Below are 17,768 nucleotides of genomic sequence, written 5' to 3' on the forward strand. Positions count from 1 at the left end.
ATCACATCAGAGACTACGCTATGCCCTCAAAAATAAACTTAAATTCGGATATCTGGGCTCGCAACGGTGAAACCTACGTGCGAGGTCACGCGTTCTACAAAGATGAATACCAGGATGCCGAAAATTTAGCCAGTCTCGTTCAGGAAACAGACGATGTTGAGGAACTCTCCGAGTTCCTGTCCTCACTTAATGGATTCTTCTCAGTAGTCGTCGACGCTGACGATGAGACCGTTTTGGCATCAGACCGGATGCGTACCGGCCCAGTATTTTACTCTGTCGACGACGGGAAGATATTGGTGAGTGACGATTGTGGATGGATGACCAAGGAGACACCGCCCCTCACCCGCTCGAAAGTATCGGAGGTCGAGTACGAGACCTCACGATTCGTCACTAGTTCTAATACGTTATACAAAGAAATCAGTCAGTTACAATCGGGGGAGATTGTAGTCTTCGACAAATCATCAGCAGATATCTCTACTTATCAACACCACACCCATACGACCACCAACAGTCGAATCGACGAGGACGAACTGAGAATCGAGTTTCAGCGAGTCCTTGATGCTGCGTTTGAGCGATTGATTGACGCAGCTGACGGACGACCAATTGCTGTACCCCTGAGCGGTGGGTACGATTCTAGACTGATTGCATTGATGCTCAAACGCCTCGAATATGAAAACGTCATCACGTACACCGTCAACACTGGCGGAGATACACTTGCCATTGCAGAACGAGTGGCTGAAAATCTAGGTTTCCCTTGGGTAACTGCAAACGTAACACATGATGAATGGGGCGAATTCTATAATTCTGATACGTGGGATGAGTTCTTCCATTCCGCAGCGTATCTTGGAGGACTTCCAAGTCCAACCGAAGTTCCTGCGTTAATGAAGTTGAAGAGATTGGGCAAGATACCTGAAGATGCGTTGTTCGTTCCAGGTCACTCTGCCCTGGATTCAATGAAAGCTACGCCAGAGGAGTTAGAAAGGGCGAATGATATCCAACTAGGACGGCTCACCGACCACATCGTTGATCAGCACTTCAAGTACAACGAGAGTACGAGGATTCCGAGTTGCGATATTGAAAGTAGGGTAGCCGAGTCGATCGGGATGGATACCTCAATTGAACCCAGGTCTTCTGTTGAAGCGTTTGAGCGATGGCGGTTAAAGGAGCGACGAGCGAAATTGATCATAAATGGAAGTCGCGTCTACGACTTCCTCGGGTGGGACTGGTGGATGCCTCTAGAAGACGAAGCTTTGTACGAATTTTGGCGTCGCGTCCCGATGAGTTACAAGCGCCACAGGTCATTTTACGAGGAGTACATCAAGATTCTGTATGCTGACATCGGTGCGGTAAGTATTGATGAAGCGAAATCAACAGAAGATGATAGTTTTAAATTGATGGTCGCGGATAAACTTCGAGGTTCACTAATCTGGCCTCTGGTTAGCCGATCCTATGCTCTGTGGGATAATAGCTGGATGAAACAAAAGTACATGGTTGAGTATAAGTTGGAAGACATTTATCAGTCAGACCCGAGATACGGAATAATGTCAAAGTCGGAGCTGAAAGAATATTACGATGGGCAATCATACATATTCTTCTCCCTGCTTAGCCGAGATACACTAGAGAAAATAGATCTCGGGACAGTCGAGTTGAGCTAGTTCAAGAATTGAGAGGCCGTCAAGCTAGACGGTTCCCCTGTGGCGTCGAAGATTGTTATGGGGCAACACGAGTACCGATCTGCGTAGATCATCACGCATGCTGATTACCGAATCTCCACATCTGGAAGATCAGTGAGTGCTGAAACCAACGCTGCCTGAGTATTCTCGTCAACACCGTCAATATCAAATAATTCAGAGACGCTGTCCGCGTCGACACGGAGATCAGTCACTATCCGTTGTCGCTGTTCTGCAATTGGGATATCCTCTAAGCGGCGGCGGATTTTCGCTATACTGATTCCCTGCAGTAAGTTTCCGTGCTTCGTATCGACGCCTTCGATAAGGTCATGCTCGTTATTGTGAACGAAGCCAAGAGACCGTGATAGTTTCTCACACCCCCAGAACTCGTGGTTCGGGAAAGCCGGTTTCAGCCTCGAAAGTGCATTGAGATTCACTGTCTGATATCCTCGTTCCTTCTTCCGGCGTTCATCAGAATACGAGTAGTAGTGAAACGCGATCTCGTTGGTGAGCATGTCGTATCGGCGTCTTAGAGCGCGACTAATCGACCTGACTACATCTGTGAGCGGGGGACGAACGTAGTGTTTTATGAGACCATTCGAGTGAAGCCGCATGTTCGTCGAGAGATTATCTAGAAAGGCCTCAACGCGGTCCTTCACAACTTTGACATCTGGTGCAAGCTCGGAGGCCGCCGCGGCAAATATAATCTGATGGTTCAGCGTCCGATCAAACGACAAAGTCCGCCCATTAATTTCCACTCTCTCCCACAGCCCTAACTCTTCGCTGAATGGATGTAGTCGAAACACCTCTTCGGCTGTTTCCTTGGCGTCAGCTCGCTCAAAAACCTCACTCGCTCGTGTTAACGCGCGAATCGGGACTGCTTGTCCCACTAATCCATTGCACTTGTCCTTCGATTCGACGTTCCGACAGTGGTACGTGAACCCTGATGGACGCACGTTGTCCGAGAGGAGATAATCTATAGCGCTATTTGCTGCGTCTTCAAACTCTTCGTCACCGGATATTTCGTACGCCTTCGTTAGAATCTGCAACCAGTGTGAGGTGGTTCGTACCGGCGTCTCCGGTTCGTCGTAGGTATAGTTCCGTCCTGGTGGAAATGATCCATCGTCGCGTTGCAGATCAAGACCGTCTCTTGCACTTCGTTCGATTATATCATATAACGTGACGGTCCCGCTATCAGATTCCATCTTTCCTATCTCTAAGAAGTATTACCGGTAAAAGCCTCTCGGAGAGATTCGGACTAATGGATTCTATCTTTGTGACTATTCGAAACCTATCAGTTCCGGATGTTTTGTGAGATAATCCCCATCCATTACGCCTCAGCCTGCAACCGTTCCTCCGCCTCGTCCCTGTCCTCGGGATATCCGACGTCGATGCGCCAGCCTTCCATCGGAATCGCATCGATCGTGCGGCCGCTCTGAATCAGCAGGTCGATCGCGTCCGAAAGTTCGTACTCGCCGCGGTCCGACGGCTGCACCAGCTTGCACGCGTGGAAGATCGCGGGACTAAACGTGTAGAACCCCGTCATCACGAGGTTCGACGGCGGGTCGTCGGGCTTCTCGACGACCTCCTGGATTTCGCCGTACTCGTTGGTATCACAGACGCCGTACCTGCTGGCTTCCTCCCAGTCGACTTCCTCGACGAGGAACGCCGCGTCCGCCCGGTCTTCCTGCTGACGACTGACGACGTCCCCGAGATTCGCCTGGAAGATGTTGTCGCCGAGCATCAGCATGAAGTCGTCGCCCACGTGCTCCTCGGCCTTGAGGAGCGCGTGCGCCAGCCCCTCCTGTTCGCGCTGGTGGGCGTACGTGATCGGGACGCCCTGGAACTCGTCGCCGTAGTGGCTGATGATGTTCTGTTTTTTGTAGCCGACGATCACAACGAGCTTGTCGGCGCCGAGCTCCACGAGCTGCTCGAAACAGTGCGTGAGGATCGGCTTGCCGGCGACTTCGACCATCCCCTTCGGTTTGTCTTCGGTGAGCGGGCGGAGTCGCGTGCCTTCGCCGGCGGCGAGGACGACTGCTTGCATACACGCCACTGGTAGCGAAGGTGGTAAAAACGCTTCGTAGAACTGATCTCCTTCATTCAACGATAGCCCAAGTCCTTGAGGTGTTCCTCGATGTCGACGCTGGTTGCAGTTTTCTTCTCCAAATCCGGTTCACGTGTCCCCGAATCTTCGGCCGTCGTCTCCACCCAGGGTACTTTCTTCACGATCGGATGCGGGAATCCCTCCGGATGGCCGTACGCACGTAATTCGCCGAACGCCTCCCCGTGGTCAGCCGTAATTGCGACTCGGTCGGCGTCGACGTTTTCGAGCAATAATTCGACTTGATCGAGAACGAGCCGAAGAGTATCCTTGTACAATTCGTACACTTCCTCGCGATCCGCGTCTCCAGTTTCTAGTTTTTCGTACCCTTCCATCTCCAGTTCTGTCGGCGATCTTCCCTCGGGGTGCGCTTGCCCAATGTACGGGAGATGGGGTTGCATGTAGTGGACGATTAGCCGATTCTGATCCAATTCTCGGCTAACATCAATCGTGTAATCTGTCATCACTTCCGGGAGCGCCACACGGTACGTCTCGTCGTTGTAGTTCTCCCAGACCATATCGATAGCATCGAACGAATCGGTATCGACGAAATTCCACCGCGAGAGATCGACTGGGAGGGTATTGATCAACGGTGGCGTCCGTCGCTCTTCTAGTACGCGGCTGGCGTGAGCATTCCCCGTAACGTACCGCGTCTGTTCAACGTCTCGCCGTTGGCTCTCGGTAAAGGTCTGTGCAATCCACTCCGCGGAGTGACTTCCGATAGACCACATCTCGTCGACTTCCTCAATGAAGTCGTACTCATCGGCGACTTCTCGGAGCGTGTCCACACGGCATGCGTCCAGAACTACGAGTAGGTCCCAGTCACGCTCGTAGACGTTCGTCCCGACGGGGAACCGTGAGGTCACACCGAACCAGGCTACGAGATACCACGAGTAAATGAGGTAGAGCGGCGCTCGGATTGGATTTTCGCGGAAGTGCTCACCCATTTCCGCGAGCCACTGCCGGACGTTCGTCTGCATGTGTCCCTCGTAGCACGACGGGTGGTGATGAAACGACCGGTCTACTCCGAGGGAAACAACGGAAGTCGGAACGGGAGGTTTTCTTCAACGGTTAAGCGGAATTCACGGGAGAGGGCGAGCAACGTTGCGAAGTAGATACCGGCACCGATGCCGACGAGCATCACCACAACTGGTAACGAATCACCGACGACGTAACGAGCCGTGAACACGGTGACAGCCATGACGACTGCGGAGAGACACTGTTTAGCAATTTCATCTACAGGCACCTCGAATTCGATGACACGAGTCGCGTAGTAGTAGCCCAGCAGAAGCCCGGCTCCAGCAGATATCGTCGTCGCTGCTGCGGCACCGTACCAGCCGAACCGCCACGTGAGAACGACGTTCAGTCCTAGGTTCACTGCGACAAATATTCCGTTAATGTAGAACGTAAGGTCTGGCCGGTCAAGCGCATTGATGGTCGACAAGAACTGGCCCATGAATCCATAGAGGAGACGTGCGAACGTGAGAACTAAGAGAATGTAATACCCTGTTTCGAATCCTTGACCGTAGATGGTGAGAACCACGTCGCCCACAATAGCGGCTCCGACGAGTCCGGGAATAATGAAAAGCCCCGAATAAGCGAGGCTGACTCGCAAAAGGCCGGATATCTGATCTTCCCCTTTGTCTTCGGAGGCGATCATACTCATTTCCGGAAACAGCGTTCTCGAGATGGATTCCCCGAAGATAGCGAACAGCGAAGCGAGGTTCCACGCCACCTCGTAGACGGCGATGAGGCCATGTGGAACGAATGCCGCAAGGATGATAGTGTCCATCGACATGAACGTACGACCTTTGATAGACCCGAGCCAAGAGAACTGAGCATAGGCCTTCAATCGACGGAACTCCTCACGAGTCGGCGTCCGTTCAGGAATGCTGATAAAGTACGCACCGATGACGGTCGCTACAACCGCTCCGGTTACGTATCCGGCGAACGCGCCAGCGATTCCGAATCCAGAGAGAACGAGCGCGACTTGAACGATGCTCCGACTCGTCCATTCGAGCGGTGACAGCACGCTCGAGACGTGTACAAGATGTTGGCCATCGAGAACCGTTCGAACGAACGTGAGCGCCAATCGCACGCCCAACATCAGAATGAGAATCCACGTTGCCGCGATTCCCATGAAGTCATTCAGGTAAGGACGGGTAATCCAAAGACAGATGGCGACGATCGTGTAGAGAGCGAACTGCACAACCACACCGGAAACGACGTAATTCCCGTCGTTCTCTTCGCTTACCCGTTTCCGAATGGCACCAGGGAGTCCAAACTGACCGGCCATCGCCACCCAAGACAACACGGACAATACTACGACGTACGTCCCGTACCTAGTTTGGCCGAGCGTCCGCGTCAGTACGATGGTAGCGACGAACCCCGAGAACGACATAACCAGCCGCGACAGGAAGTGGACCATCGAAGTGCGACCGTACTTCATTAGTTGTCACGCGGTGATTCGCGGATGGAGACGAGTTTCAGTTCCCGCCGTATCAATACCGCGTTTCTTCACCGCCGAAAGCAAACCTTTTGCGCTCCCCCCGTCCACGCCAACCCAATGACAGAGTACGAGGACGTGTGCGCGCTCGTTCCGACGCGGAACGAAGCGAAGACCATCGCCGACGTGATCGACGGCCTCTCCGACGTCGGCGTCGGCCGCGTCCTCGTCGTGGACGGCCACTCGACGGACGACACGCGAGAAATCGCCGAGGAGCACGGCGCCGAAGTCATCCAGCAGACTGGCTCCGGGAAGGGGCAGGCGGTCCGCCAGGGCGTCGCCCACCTCAACCACGAGTACGTCCTCCTCTTAGACGGCGACGCCACGAACCCGCCCGAGCAGGCCCCGCGCCTCCTCGACCCCCTCGTCTCCGGCGACGCCGAGCACGTGATAGGAGATCGCACGGCGGACATGCAGCCGGGCGCGATGACGCGACTGAACCAGATCGGCAACACCCTCATCAACCACGCGTTCCGCCGCATCCACGGCGAGGACTACGGCGACATCCTCTCTGGGTACCGCGCGTTCACGCGGGAGTCCTTCGAGCGGATGTTCCTCTCGGCGGAGGGGTTCGGCATCGAGACGGAGATGGCCGTGGAGTGCGCGCGCCACGACATCCCCGTCGCAGTCGTCCCCACGACGTACCGCGCGCGCCCCGAGGGCTCGGAGACGAACCTCCACCCGGTCTCGGACGGCGGCCGCATCATCCTGACGCTGTACAGCCTCGCGAAGACGTCGAACCCGCTGTTCTACTTCGGGAGCCTCGGGAGCGTGTTCGGCGCGGCGGGCGCCCTGCTCGCGGCGTGGATCGGCTACGAGTGGTTCGCGCGCGGTATCTCCCACGAGGCGCTCACCGTGGTCGCGGGCGTGCTCCTGCTGCTGGGCGTCCAGCTGCTCATCTTCGGCGTGCTCTCGGACATCGTCGTCACCCTCCACCGCGAGCAGCAGCGCCGCATCGACGCGCTCCGCGGCGACGACTGACGCGGACCGACGCCGGTCCGGTCCGACTCAGACGAGGGCCTTCAGGCCGTTCAGCCAGACCTCGGGCGCGTTCCGGCGCGCGCCGTCCAGGGCGTCCTGGAGCGCGCGCGTCGCGTCCGTCAGCACGCCCTCGCCGTGGCCGGTGAGGATGCGCTCGGGCCGGAACTGGCGGAGCGCGCGCGGCGGCTTCACGCGCAGCAGGGGGTGGACGCCGACGCGCTCGCCGCCGGCGCGGAAGTACTCGGTCGTGCCGACCGCGTCGCCGACGACGAGCGTCTCGCCGTCGGAGAGCGCGGCCTCGTCCCAGCCCGGCCAGTCGACGGTGCGCACGACCTCGTAGTCGCTGTCGGGGAGCGTCCCACCGAGCGGCTGGGTCTGCGCGTCGACGTCGGGGTCGACGAACGACGGCACGTAGACGGGGACGTCGTGGCGGTCGGCGACCGCGGCGGCGTCGCGCGCGTGGCGGTCCATGAGGACGACGACGCCGCGGACGTCCCCGAACTCCGCGAGGAGGTCGTCGACGCCGTCCGCGTTCACGGGGTCGACGACCCAGGCGCCGCCGTCCGCCTCGCCGCCGGACGCGCGGAGCACGTGGCTGGCGCGCTGCATCGTCTCCTCGGGGTGGGCGATCCAGCCGGCGCCCCCGTCGAAGCGGTCGATCGCGCGGTAGTCGGTCGCTCGGCCGCTGGCCTTGAACGGCATACCGCCGTCTACGCGGACCACGACCAAAAAACGGGGTACGACTAAGGGGCTCGCCGGGAAGACTCTGGTATGCTCGACGCGCTGTCGTCGCTGGCCCTGGAGGTCCGCTCGCTGGACCGCGCGGTCGACTGGTACGAGACCCACCTCGGCGTGGACGCCCGCCGGCGCGGCGACCGCGAGGCCGCCTTCGACGCCGGCGAGGCGACCGTGGTGCTCCGCGAGCCCTCGACGGTGCCCCGGGGCGGCCTCCACGTCCACTACGCGTTCGCGACCGCGGCGGACGCGTATCCGGGGTGGCGCGAGCGACTCGGCCGGCACTTCGACCTCGTGGAGTTCGACTTCGGGAGCGCGCGCTCGCTGTACGTCGACGACCCGGACGGCCACTGCGTCGAAATCGGCACCGGGGGCCCGGACGGCGACGCCCCCCTGACCGGCGTCTTCGAGGTCGTCCTGGAGGTCGAGGCCCTCTCGAGCGCGGAGGCGTTCTACCGCGACCTCGGGTTCGCGGTCGCGGACCGCGGCGACGGCCGCGAGCGCGTGCGCCTGACCGGGCCCGTGGACCTCGAACTCTGGGAGCCACAGCTCGGCATCGCGGACGCGCGCGGCGGCGTCCACGCGGACCTCGCGTTCCGAACGGCGGACCCGGCGGCCGCCGCGGACGCCGCCGCGGACCGCGCGTGCAGCGTCGAGGACGTCGACGGCGGCGTGCGCGTCCGCGACCCCGACGGCCACTACCTGCGGTTCACCGAGCGGTGACGCCCCCGCGGTTCACCGAGCGGTGACGACCGCGAGCGCGCGAGCCGGTGGTTTGTAGGCGGTCGGCTGCGAGGGGGTCGACATGAACGATCCGATAGTGGTCGGCGGTGCCGCCGCGGGCGTGGTCGTCCTGGTCGCGGTGGTGCGCTGGCGGCGACGGGCCTCGGACCGCGCCGCGTCCGAGCGCGCGCACGAACGAGCCCAGCAGCGTGACGCGCCCGTCGAGCTGGGCGAGACCTACGAGTTCGGCGTCACCGAGTTCACCGACCACCACTCCGGCGAGCGCGTCGCCGTCGGCAAGGTCGAGGGGTTCGTGCTGTTCACCGAGGACGTCCCGGGGAGCGTCTCGGAGGGCGACGTCGTCCGCGCGACGGTCACGTCGTTCAACCGGAACGGCACCTCCGCGGACGCCATCTACGAGGGGCGCGCCTGAGCCCGCGGCGTCGGAGTGGACGCCGGCGCGTCCGGTCGAGTGACGAACAGCATTAATACGGGACTGCCGTAGGGGCGGGCAAGGTGGACCTCTCGTGAACGTGAGCATCGTCGGCAGCGGCTACGTCGGCACGACAATCGCGGCGTGTTTCGCGGACTTCGGCCACGACGTCGTGAACGTGGACATCGACGAGGAGATCGTCGACGCCATCAACGACGGCCGCGCGCCGATCCACGAGCCCGGCCTCGAGGAACGCATCAGCGAACACGCGGGCGACCGGTTGCGCGCGACGACCGACTACGACGCGGTCCGCGAGACGGACGTCACGTTCCTCGCGCTCCCGACGCCCTCCCGCGAGGACGGCAGCATCGACACCTCGATCATGGAGGCCGGCGCCGAGTCCCTGGGCGCGGCGCTCGCCGGGACGGACGACCACGTCGTCGTCGTGAAGAGCACGGTGATCCCGGGCACCACGGAGGACGTTGTCGCGCCCGCGCTCGAGCGCGGCGGCTTCGACGGCGCGACGCTCGCGATGAACCCCGAGTTCCTCCGCATGGGCTCCGCGGTCGCGGACTTCCTCGACCCCGACAAGGTCGTGTTCGGCGCCTTCGACGACGAGGGCTACGAGACGCTGCGGGAGGTCTACGGCCCCCTGCTCGCGCAGGCCGACGACGCCGCCGTCGTCGAGACGGGCGTCCGCGAGGCGGAGATGATCAAGTACGCGAACAACGGCTTCCTCGCGGCGAAGGTCAGCCTCGTCAACGACATCGGGAACGTCTGCAAGGAGTTCGGCGTCGACGCCTACGAGGTCGCGGACGCCATCGCCGAGGACGACCGCATCGGCGGCCAGTTCCTCCGCTCGGGCGTGGGCTGGGGCGGCAGCTGCTTCCCGAAGGACACCGCGGCCATCATCGCCGCCGCGAGGGACGCGGGCTACGACCCCGCGGTCCTCGAGGCCGCAGTCGATGTGAACGACCGCCAGCCAGAGCGCCTCCTCTCGCTTTTGGACGACCACGTCGACGTCGAGGGCGAGCGCGTCGCCGTGCTCGGCCTGTCGTTCAAGCCCGGGACGGACGACATCAGGGGGACGCGCGCGATCCCGGTCATCGACGGCCTCCAGGAGCGCGGCGCGGACGTGGTGGCCTACGACCCCGTCGCCACGGAGAAGATGGCCGAACAGCGGCCGGACGTCGCGTACGCCGACAGCGCGCGCGACGCGCTCGACGGCGCGGTGGGCGCGGCGGTCGTCACGGACTGGGACGAGTTCGCCGCGCTCGACGAGGAGTTCGACGCGATGGCCGACCCGGTCGTCGTCGACGGCCGCCGCGTCGTCACGCGCCGGGACGGCATCACGTACGAGGGCCTGACCTGGTAGCGAGCGCGGAGAACGGACCCGGCGAGTCCCGTTTTACAGCCGGTCGGCGTCGACGTCGACGCCCGGCGGCGCGACGACGAGGAACTCCCGGAAGTGCATGAGCGTGCCGCCGTCGTCCTTGACGTCGCCGGCGAACCCGGCGGCGAGTTCGTTGAGGTCGCCGTCGACGGCGAGCAGGAGGACGTTCCCACTGGCGACTTCCGCGAGCCACTCGCCGTCGGGCGTGGTGCCGTCGAGGACGCCGAGGACGACGCCGCCGTCGAACGAGTCCGGGACGTCGATCTCCTCCTCGGCGTTCCGCAGGTCGAGGTTGAAGCCGTCGGTCATACGCGTAGCGTGGGTGCGCCGCGGCAAAAACCTTCGCGCCTGCCGTCCGACGCGCGTGCGCCGTCAGGGGTCGAACTCGCCGGTGGCGACGCCGCGCCGCACCGGCTCGTGTTCGGCGTCCGTCGGCGGCGGCGCGGTGACGAGCAGCGCCTCGAGGTCGGTGTCCGCGCGGACGCCGCGGTCGGTGCCGGCTTCCACGACGACGACGTCGCCCGGTTCGACGTCGTGCTCGCGGTCGCCCTCGCGGACGACGCCGGCGCCGGACTGCACGCAGACGGCGACGTCGCTGTCCGGCGCGTGGACGGGGATGAACTGGCCGGGCCGGAAGTACCCCAGCACGACCTTCGCGCGGTCGCTGCGGAACGCGGCGCTGGTGGCGAACTGGTCGTCGTCGTACTCGCGTTCGGCGTCGAAACTGGTCTTCGGCATCGCCTGGAGGTGCGCGCGTGCGCCGCCAGTCCGTTCCCCCGAACACGTTCGTCACCACGTCCGGTCTCGGCGGCCCGGCGGCGCACGCTGGGCGCCCGTGGCTTTATGCTGGCCGCCGCCCTGCCTACACGTATGCCCGAGGTCCACCTCAGCGAGGAGACGGTCGAACGCCTGGACGGGCTGCGCGAGGACGACGAGACCTACGACGAGCTCGTCGAGGAACTGCTGAACATCTACGAGGCCGAGGAGCTGACGCTGTTCCACTCCGGGGACGGCTAGTCGCCCGCCGCGGTCCGCCGCACCTCGTCCCACCGCCCCGCTGACTCGAGGTGTGACTGCAGCGCCTCCGCGTACTCGTCGGCGAGCTGGCGGGCCTCGTCCGCGAGCTCGTCGCCGCCGTCGCCGCCGCCACCGCCGAGCCCGAGCGCGTCCTTGATGCTGCCCATCACGCCCCCCGAGGAGCCGCCGGAGCGGTCGGGCGCGCCGCCGCCCATGCCCGCCATCTGGCTGTCGACGTTCTGCATCTCCGGGAGGACGTGCTCGAGCTTCGACGTGTCGGCGACGATGCGCGCCCGCTCGGGGTCGCCGGCGTCCACGAGGTCGAACTCCACGGCGGTCATCACCAGCCCCCACTGGGAGTTCGACAGCGACGACCCGCGCACGCGCTCGGCGAACTCCTGGTCGACGGTCATGCGCGCGCCGACGATCTGGTCCGTCCAGTCGGTCATACCCACCGCTTGGGGGTGGGCGTGCTTGTATGCTACGCCGCGACGAAGGAGACCGCGTTCCGGGACAGGCGAGCGCGCGAGCGAGCGGCGTCGGCCGCCGTCAGAACGCGCCGGTCTCGCCGGTGATCTCCGCGTGGAGGCCCTCGCGGAGCGCGCTGTGGACGTGGCAGATGTCCTCCGCGCGGTCGACGACGGCGTCGAACTCGTCGTCGTCGAGGTCCTCCTCCACGAGGATGTGGAAGCGGATGGCCTCGATGTCGTCGTCGTCGTCGAGGTCGCCCTCGACGTCGACGTCGATGCGGCCGAGGTCGTCGAAGCCCTCCTGCTGGCCGCCGACGCGGAACGCCGGGATGAAACACGACGCGTAGTCCGCGAGCAGGACGGCGTTCGGGTTCGGGCCGTCCTCGTCGGCGGCGTCGACGGTCAGTTCGAAGTCCCCGACGCGGGACCGCGTGGTGTAGCCTTCCTCGGACGTACTCGTGACTTCGAGGGTCATTGCGTCCGGAGCAAATCGCGCCCGCGCCGTAAGCGTTGTTCTTTCGGCGGACGCCGCTGAGACGACCCCGACGGCGTGGGGTCGACCCGGCCGTTTCGGGAGGCGGATGCGGCCGTCTCGGTGGTCGACGCGGACGCGGCGTGAGCGACGCGGCCGTCGCGGCCGCCGCGGAGTCGAAGCGGGTCCCTCGGGCCGCCTCAGTAGTACAGCGCTTCCGAGAGGTCGAACGTCTCGTCGCCGTCGAGGACGTGGACGTCGGCGTCGCTGCCGGTGGCCTCGACCTCGCGGACGAAGTCCTCGGTCTCGATCTCGATCGGCGGGAAGGTGTCGTAGTGCATCGGGAACGCGACGTCGGCGTCCAGCCAGTCGACGGCGACGGCGGCCTGCCGGGGCCCCATCGTGAAGTGGTCGCCGACCGGGACGGCGACCGCGTCGGGTTCGAGGAACGGCGCGACGACGTCCCGCATCTCCGTGTGGAGGCTGGTGTCGCCGGCGTGGTAGAACGTCGTGCTCTCCTCGTCGGCGACCTGCGTGGGGTTCGTGTCGCTGATCACGTAGCCGGCGGGCATCCCGGCGGACGTGCCGTAGCCGGTGTCGATGCCGTTGGAGTGGTCGGCGCGCACCATCGTCACGTAGGCGTCGCCGAGTTCGACGGTGCCGCCGAGGTTCATGCCGGTCGCGTCCTCGATGCCGTACTCGTCGGCGAGGTAGCCGGTGAGCTCTGGCGTGCCGACGAAGTGCGCGCCGCGGTAGCGGTCGACGTCCGCGATGTGGTCGGCGTGCCCGTGGGTCAACAGCACGTGGTCGGGGTCGAGTTCCTCCGGGTCGGTGTCGGTGTGGGGGTTGTCGAAGAACGGGTCGATCAGGAAGGTGGTGTCTCCGAGGTCGACGCGCCACGTCGAGTGTCCGTGCCAGGTCAGGTCCATCGCGTACTGAACTACTCCGGATTCGCACATAAAAGCTAACGGCGGGACGAGCCCCCGTGGGTCCACGGCGCCGACCTCGAGCACCGACTCCGAGCGCCGACTCCGAGCGCCGACTCCGAGCACCGACCTCGAGCACCGACTCCGAACACCGACTCCGGGCGTCGACTCCGGGCGTCGACTCCGCGCGTCGAACCGGCCAGCGCCGCGGGGTTCCCACACGGTTAGGTGGCCGGACCGCCATCTGTCAATATGAACGCGCGCAGACTCGGCTCGACCGGCCTCGAGGTCTCGGAGGTCGGCCTCGGCACGTGGGAGATCGGCGGCGACTGGGGCGACGTCGCCGACGAGGAGGGAAAGGCCGCCGTGCGAGCGGCGCTGGGCGCTGGCGTGACCTTCCTCGACACCGCGGACGTCTACGGCGACGGTCGCAGCGAGCGCCTCGTCCGCGACGTCCTCGAGGAGCGCGACGACGACCCCGTCGTCGCGACGAAAGCCGGGCGCCGCCTCGACCCCCACGAGGCGGACGGCTACGACTACGAGCACCTCGCCGGGTTCGTCGACCGGTCCCGCGAGAACCTCGGCGTGGAGTCGCTGGACCTCCTCCAGTTGCACTGCCCGCCGACGGACGTCTACTACCAGCCGGAGACGTTCGACGCGCTCGCGGACCTCCGCTCGGAGGGCCGAATCGACCACTTCGGCGTCAGCGTCGAGCGCGTCGAGGAGGGCATAAAGGCCATCGAGTACCCGGGCGTCGAGACGGTGCAGATCATCTTCAACCCGCTCCGGCAGCGACCCGCCGAGCGCTTCCTGGACGCCGCCGCCGAGGATGACGTCGGCGTCGTCGTCCGCGTGCCCCTCGCGTCCGGCCTGCTGACCGGCGCCGTCGACGCGGACACCGAGTTCCCGGACAACGACCACCGGAACTTCAACCGCGAGGGCGACGCGTTCGACGTCGGCGAGACGTTCGCGGGCGTGCCGCTGGACGTCGGCGCCGCCGCGGTCGAGGAGCTCCGCGAGTACGTCCGCGGGGACCTCACGCTCCCCCAGTTCGCGCTCCGCTGGATCCTGGACTTCGACGCCGTCTCGACGGTCATCCCCGGGTCGACGAACCCCGAGCACGTCCGGAGCAACGTCGCCGCGTCGAACGCGCGGCCGCTCGAACACCGCGTCCACGGCGCGGTGCGGGACGTCTACGAGAAGTACGTCTTCGAGCACGTCCACCACCGCTGGTAGCGCGGCCCCCGGACGGTGCCGGCGTCCGAACTCGGAACCCTTACGCGCCGGCCGCGGGAAGCGGCGTGCGTGCACTGGATGCGATTCCGCGACCCCGCCGGTGCGGTGCGTCGCGGCGAGTACGAGGACGGGACCGTCTCGTTCGGCGGTCGCACGTACGACGTCGACGACGTGGACGTGCTGCCGCCGTGCGAGCCATCGAAGGTCGTCTGCGTCGGCCGGAACTACGCGGCTCACGCCGCCGAGCGAGACGAGGAAGTCCCGGACCGCCCGCTGTTGTTCCTGAAGCCGCCGAGCGCCGTCGCGGGGCACGGGGACACCGTCACGGCGCCCGCCGGCAAGGACCGCATCGAGCACGAGGCGGAACTCGGCGTGGTCGTCGGCGAGCAGTGCCGCCACGTGGAGGCGGCCGACGCGCTCGACGTGGTCGCCGGGTACACGTGCGCGGACGACGTCTCGAACCGCGACGACCAGTCCCGCGAGCAGAACTGGGTCCGGGGGAAGGCCTTCGACGGCGCCGCGCCGCTCGGCCCGGTGCTGGCGACGCCCGAGGAGGTCCCCGGGGACGCGCGCGTCGAGCTCCGCGTGAACGGCGAGACGCGGCAGTCCTCGACCGTCGAGCGCTTCATCTTCGACGTGCCCACGCTGATCGCGGAGATCACGGCGTACCTGACGCTCGAGCCCGGCGACGTGATTCTGACGGGGACGCCGGAGGGCGTCGGCCCCCTGGCGGACGGCGACAGGGTCGAGGTCGAGGTCGAGGGCGTCGGGACGCTCGAGCACGGCGTCGAGCGCCCCTGAGGGCGCTGCGAGGGCACCCGAGCGCGGCGGCCGACCCCGACGGGCAGCGGCGTGTCGGAAAGCACAACCCTGAAGATTAGGCCGGCCTAAGACTGCCGCGAATGGAGCTGACGCGACGCGACGTGCTCGCCGCGCTCGCCGCGACCGGCGCGGCGGCGGGCGGCGGCGCAGTCCTGCTCTCCGAGCCCGGCGGCGACGACCCGCTCGGCGACCACGAGGTGGAGACGCTGCTCGCCGTCGCCGGCGTCGTCTACCCCTCGGACGTGTCCGGCGTCGAGTCGTTCGTCCGCGAGTACAGCCTCGGTCGCGTGCGCGACCGCCCCGAGTACGCCGACGGGGTCGCGGACGCCGTCGCGGCGCTGGACGGCCACGTCGACGAGTGGTACGACGCGGAGGCGTTCGTCGGCCTCGACGAGACTGCGAGAGAACGGGCGCTCTCCGGGATGAGCGTCGACACCGCCGACCCCGACCCGGACGGCGAGCCGCGCGAGCGCGTCCGCTACTACCTCGTGAACGAGCTCCTGTACGCGCTGTTCACGACGCCGACCGGCGGCGAGCTCGCCGGCATCGAGAACCCCCAGGGCCACCCCGGCGGCAGTACCTCCTACCAGCGGGGGCCGCAGGCATGACCGCCCCGGAGGCCGCGGACGTCGACCGGACGCCGAGCGAGCGCGCGGACGTCTGCGTCGTCGGCGCCGGGCCGGCAGGCGGCCTCGTCGCGGACCGGCTGGCCGCCGAGGGCCACGACGTCGTGGTGCTCGAGGCGGGGCCGCGCTTCGACGAGAGCGATCGGCTGCGCCGCATGGAGCGGGACATCCGGCCCGCCCACGGTCCGGACTCGGTCTGGGGGATGGGCGGCGAGCGCGACGCCTACGAGTCGACCGGCGAGCGGTTCTACCCGCTGAACGCGGCGCGCGTCAAGGGCGTCGGCGGGTCGACCCTGCACTGGCAGGGGATGGTGATGCGGCTGCACGAGCAGGACTTCGAACTCGAGTCCGCGACCGGCGTCGGCGCGGACTGGCCCGTCGACTACGACGACCTCAGGCCGTACTACGCGGACGCGGAGGCGGAACTCGGCGTCGCTGGCGCCAGCGACAACCCGTTCGCGCCGCCGCGCGAGGAACCCCACCCGCTGCCGGCGTTCCCGCCGAGCTACTCGGACTCGCTGTTCGCCGACGCCTGCGAGGAGGTGGGGGTGGCGATGCACTCGGTGCCGAACGCGCGGCTCTCGGAGTCCCGGGACGACCGGAGCGCGTGCGTCGGCTACGGAACCTGCAAGCCCGTCTGTCCGTCGGGCGCGAAGTACGACGCGACGGTCCACGTCGCGCGCGCCGAGGAACGTGGCGCCCGCGTCCTCCACCGGGCGCCCGTCCAGCGCCTCGAACACGGCGACGCGGGCGACCGCGTGACCGCGGCGGTGTACGCGACGCCCGACGGCGAGGAGCACCGACAGGAGGCCCGGGAGTTCGTGCTCGCGGCGGGCGGCGTGGAGAACCCGCGCCTGCTGCTCCTCTCGGAGTCCGAGCGGTACCCCGACGGGCTCGCGAACTCCTCGGGGCTCGTGGGGCGGTACTTCATGGACCACCTGTTCGCGGGCGCCGGCGGGACGCTCGACCGGCGGACGCGCCAGAACCACGTGGGGTTCAACACGAGCGAGAGCCACCAGTTCTACGACCGGCCGGACGACTCCCGGGGCGCCATCAAACTCGAGTTCCTGAACTACGCCGGTCCCTCCCCCGTGGAGATGGCACTGGGCGGCGACGACTTCGGCGACGAGATGCTCGAGCGCATCCGCGCGGGCTACGGCACGCACGTCGCGGTCGGCGCGCTCGTCGAGCAGGCGCCCCGGGCGGAGAACCGGGTTCGCCTCCACCCCGAGCGCACCGACGACCACGGGAACCCGGTGCCGGAGGTGGTGTGGTCGCTGGACGACTACGCGCGCCGGACCATCGAGCGCGCGAACGAGATTCAACACGAGATCCTGGACGCGCTCGGCGCCGACATCGAGTGGACGGTCGGCCCCGAGTCGACCGGGCCGGCGTTCCACCACATGGGGACGACGCGCATGGGCAGCGACCCCGCGGAGAGCGTCGTGGACGCCCAGTTACGGACCCACGACCTCGCGAACCTCACGATTCCGTCGTCGTCGGTGTTCCCCACTGGGGGCGCGATGAACCCGACGCTCACCATCGCGGCGCTCGCGCTGAAGGCCGCCGACCACGTCGCCGAGCGCCTGTAGGTGTGCTAGGGCGTGCCTACAGAAGCGAATTTCAGCAAACTCGCTTACAGAAATATCATTCA

At 65.3% G+C, this 17,768-nt stretch carries 20 protein-coding genes; 10 read left to right on the plus strand and 10 right to left on the minus strand.

Annotated elements, in window-relative coordinates; all coding sequences use genetic code 11:
• Positions 1–77: 77 nt before the first annotated feature.
• Complete coding sequence (locus tag U5911_RS13355; protein ID WP_336037521.1) at positions 78–1,655, plus strand: asparagine synthase-related protein; 1,578 nt, start codon at positions 78–80, stop codon at positions 1,653–1,655.
• Between the two features lie 104 nt (positions 1,656–1,759).
• On the opposite strand, the gene U5911_RS13360 is transcribed toward U5911_RS13355, so the two are convergent.
• From U5911_RS13360 to U5911_RS13375, 4 genes are all read right to left on the minus strand, one after another.
• Positions 1,760–2,875: a glycoside hydrolase family protein gene (locus U5911_RS13360; RefSeq protein ID WP_336037523.1), complete on the minus strand. Its 1,116-nt coding sequence runs from the start codon at positions 2,873–2,875 to the stop codon at positions 1,760–1,762.
• A 125-nt stretch (positions 2,876–3,000) separates the two neighbouring features.
• A complete protein-coding gene (gene aglF, locus U5911_RS13365) occupies positions 3,001–3,717 on the minus strand; it encodes a UTP--glucose-1-phosphate uridylyltransferase AglF (RefSeq protein WP_336037524.1) in 717 nt (238 codons plus the stop codon).
• Positions 3,718–3,773: 56 nt separating this feature from the next.
• Entirely contained in the window at positions 3,774–4,754 is a 981-nt protein-coding gene (locus tag U5911_RS13370; RefSeq protein ID WP_336037525.1) for a hypothetical protein, read from the minus strand.
• Positions 4,755–4,795: 41 nt separating this feature from the next.
• On the minus strand, positions 4,796–6,202 hold the full coding sequence (locus U5911_RS13375) for an oligosaccharide flippase family protein (RefSeq protein WP_336037526.1): 1,407 nt from the start codon (positions 6,200–6,202) through the stop codon (positions 4,796–4,798).
• A gap of 138 nt (positions 6,203–6,340) precedes the next feature.
• Between U5911_RS13375 and aglJ the strand changes: the two genes are divergently transcribed.
• Positions 6,341–7,261 carry an S-layer glycoprotein N-glycosyltransferase AglJ gene (gene aglJ / locus U5911_RS13380; protein WP_336037527.1) on the plus strand — a complete coding sequence of 307 codons (921 nt, stop codon included), beginning with the start codon at positions 6,341–6,343 and terminating at the stop codon, positions 7,259–7,261.
• 27 nt (positions 7,262–7,288) lie between these two features.
• On the opposite strand, the gene U5911_RS13385 is transcribed toward aglJ, so the two are convergent.
• A complete protein-coding gene (locus tag U5911_RS13385) occupies positions 7,289–7,963 on the minus strand; it encodes a hypothetical protein (protein WP_336037528.1) in 675 nt (224 codons plus the stop codon).
• A gap of 69 nt (positions 7,964–8,032) precedes the next feature.
• On the opposite strand from U5911_RS13385, the gene U5911_RS13390 reads away from it, so the two are divergent.
• The 3 genes from U5911_RS13390 to aglM all read left to right on the plus strand — a co-directional run bounded on the left by U5911_RS13390 (position 8,033) and on the right by aglM (position 10,527).
• Positions 8,033–8,719 (plus strand): VOC family protein, encoded by a 687-nt coding sequence (locus U5911_RS13390; protein ID WP_336037529.1) that lies wholly within the window; start codon positions 8,033–8,035, stop codon positions 8,717–8,719.
• An 82-nt stretch (positions 8,720–8,801) separates the two neighbouring features.
• Positions 8,802–9,152, plus strand: coding sequence for a TRAM domain-containing protein (locus U5911_RS13395; protein ID WP_336037530.1), 351 nt, complete (start codon positions 8,802–8,804; stop codon positions 9,150–9,152).
• 94 nt (positions 9,153–9,246) lie between these two features.
• The gene (gene aglM / locus U5911_RS13400) at positions 9,247–10,527 is read left to right on the plus strand and encodes a UDP-glucose 6-dehydrogenase AglM (RefSeq protein WP_336037531.1); all 1,281 of its coding nucleotides are present in this window, start codon (positions 9,247–9,249) and stop codon (positions 10,525–10,527) included.
• Positions 10,528–10,560: 33 nt separating this feature from the next.
• Here aglM and U5911_RS13405 read toward each other — a convergent pair whose 3' ends face one another.
• A complete protein-coding gene (locus U5911_RS13405) occupies positions 10,561–10,854 on the minus strand; it encodes a DUF5779 family protein (protein WP_336037532.1) in 294 nt (97 codons plus the stop codon).
• Positions 10,855–10,917: 63 nt separating this feature from the next.
• Entirely contained in the window at positions 10,918–11,283 is a 366-nt protein-coding gene (locus tag U5911_RS13410) for a cupin domain-containing protein (protein ID WP_336037533.1), read from the minus strand.
• 132 nt (positions 11,284–11,415) lie between these two features.
• Here U5911_RS13410 and U5911_RS13415 point away from each other — a divergent pair, with 132 nt between their 5' ends.
• On the plus strand, positions 11,416–11,562 hold the full coding sequence (locus tag U5911_RS13415; RefSeq protein WP_336037534.1) for a DUF7557 family protein: 147 nt from the start codon (positions 11,416–11,418) through the stop codon (positions 11,560–11,562).
• On the opposite strand, the gene U5911_RS13420 is transcribed toward U5911_RS13415, so the two are convergent.
• The 3 genes from U5911_RS13420 to U5911_RS13430 form a co-directional block, all read right to left on the minus strand.
• Positions 11,559–12,011 carry a DUF5799 family protein gene (locus tag U5911_RS13420; protein ID WP_336037535.1) on the minus strand — a complete coding sequence of 151 codons (453 nt, stop codon included), beginning with the start codon at positions 12,009–12,011 and terminating at the stop codon, positions 11,559–11,561. The genes U5911_RS13415 and U5911_RS13420 overlap by 4 nt on opposite strands.
• A gap of 100 nt (positions 12,012–12,111) precedes the next feature.
• Positions 12,112–12,507, minus strand: coding sequence for an OsmC family protein (locus U5911_RS13425; RefSeq protein ID WP_336037537.1), 396 nt, complete (start codon positions 12,505–12,507; stop codon positions 12,112–12,114).
• A gap of 197 nt (positions 12,508–12,704) precedes the next feature.
• Positions 12,705–13,433 carry a metal-dependent hydrolase gene (locus tag U5911_RS13430; RefSeq protein WP_336037538.1) on the minus strand — a complete coding sequence of 243 codons (729 nt, stop codon included), beginning with the start codon at positions 13,431–13,433 and terminating at the stop codon, positions 12,705–12,707.
• A 249-nt stretch (positions 13,434–13,682) separates the two neighbouring features.
• On the opposite strand from U5911_RS13430, the gene U5911_RS13435 reads away from it, so the two are divergent.
• The 4 genes from U5911_RS13435 to U5911_RS13450 all read left to right on the plus strand — a co-directional run bounded on the left by U5911_RS13435 (position 13,683) and on the right by U5911_RS13450 (position 17,706).
• A complete protein-coding gene (locus U5911_RS13435; RefSeq protein ID WP_336037539.1) occupies positions 13,683–14,666 on the plus strand; it encodes an aldo/keto reductase in 984 nt (327 codons plus the stop codon).
• A 69-nt stretch (positions 14,667–14,735) separates the two neighbouring features.
• Positions 14,736–15,467: a fumarylacetoacetate hydrolase family protein gene (locus U5911_RS13440; RefSeq protein WP_336037540.1), complete on the plus strand. Its 732-nt coding sequence runs from the start codon at positions 14,736–14,738 to the stop codon at positions 15,465–15,467.
• A gap of 101 nt (positions 15,468–15,568) precedes the next feature.
• Positions 15,569–16,096 (plus strand): twin-arginine translocation signal domain-containing protein, encoded by a 528-nt coding sequence (locus U5911_RS13445; protein ID WP_336037541.1) that lies wholly within the window; start codon positions 15,569–15,571, stop codon positions 16,094–16,096.
• Complete coding sequence (locus U5911_RS13450) at positions 16,093–17,706, plus strand: GMC family oxidoreductase (RefSeq protein WP_336037542.1); 1,614 nt, start codon at positions 16,093–16,095, stop codon at positions 17,704–17,706. The genes U5911_RS13445 and U5911_RS13450 overlap by 4 nt, the downstream gene beginning before the upstream one ends.
• Positions 17,707–17,768: the final 62 nt, after the last annotated feature.

This window comes from Halobacterium yunchengense, assembly GCF_037031165.1.
Taxonomy (GTDB): domain Archaea; phylum Halobacteriota; class Halobacteria; order Halobacteriales; family Halobacteriaceae; genus Halobacterium; species Halobacterium yunchengense.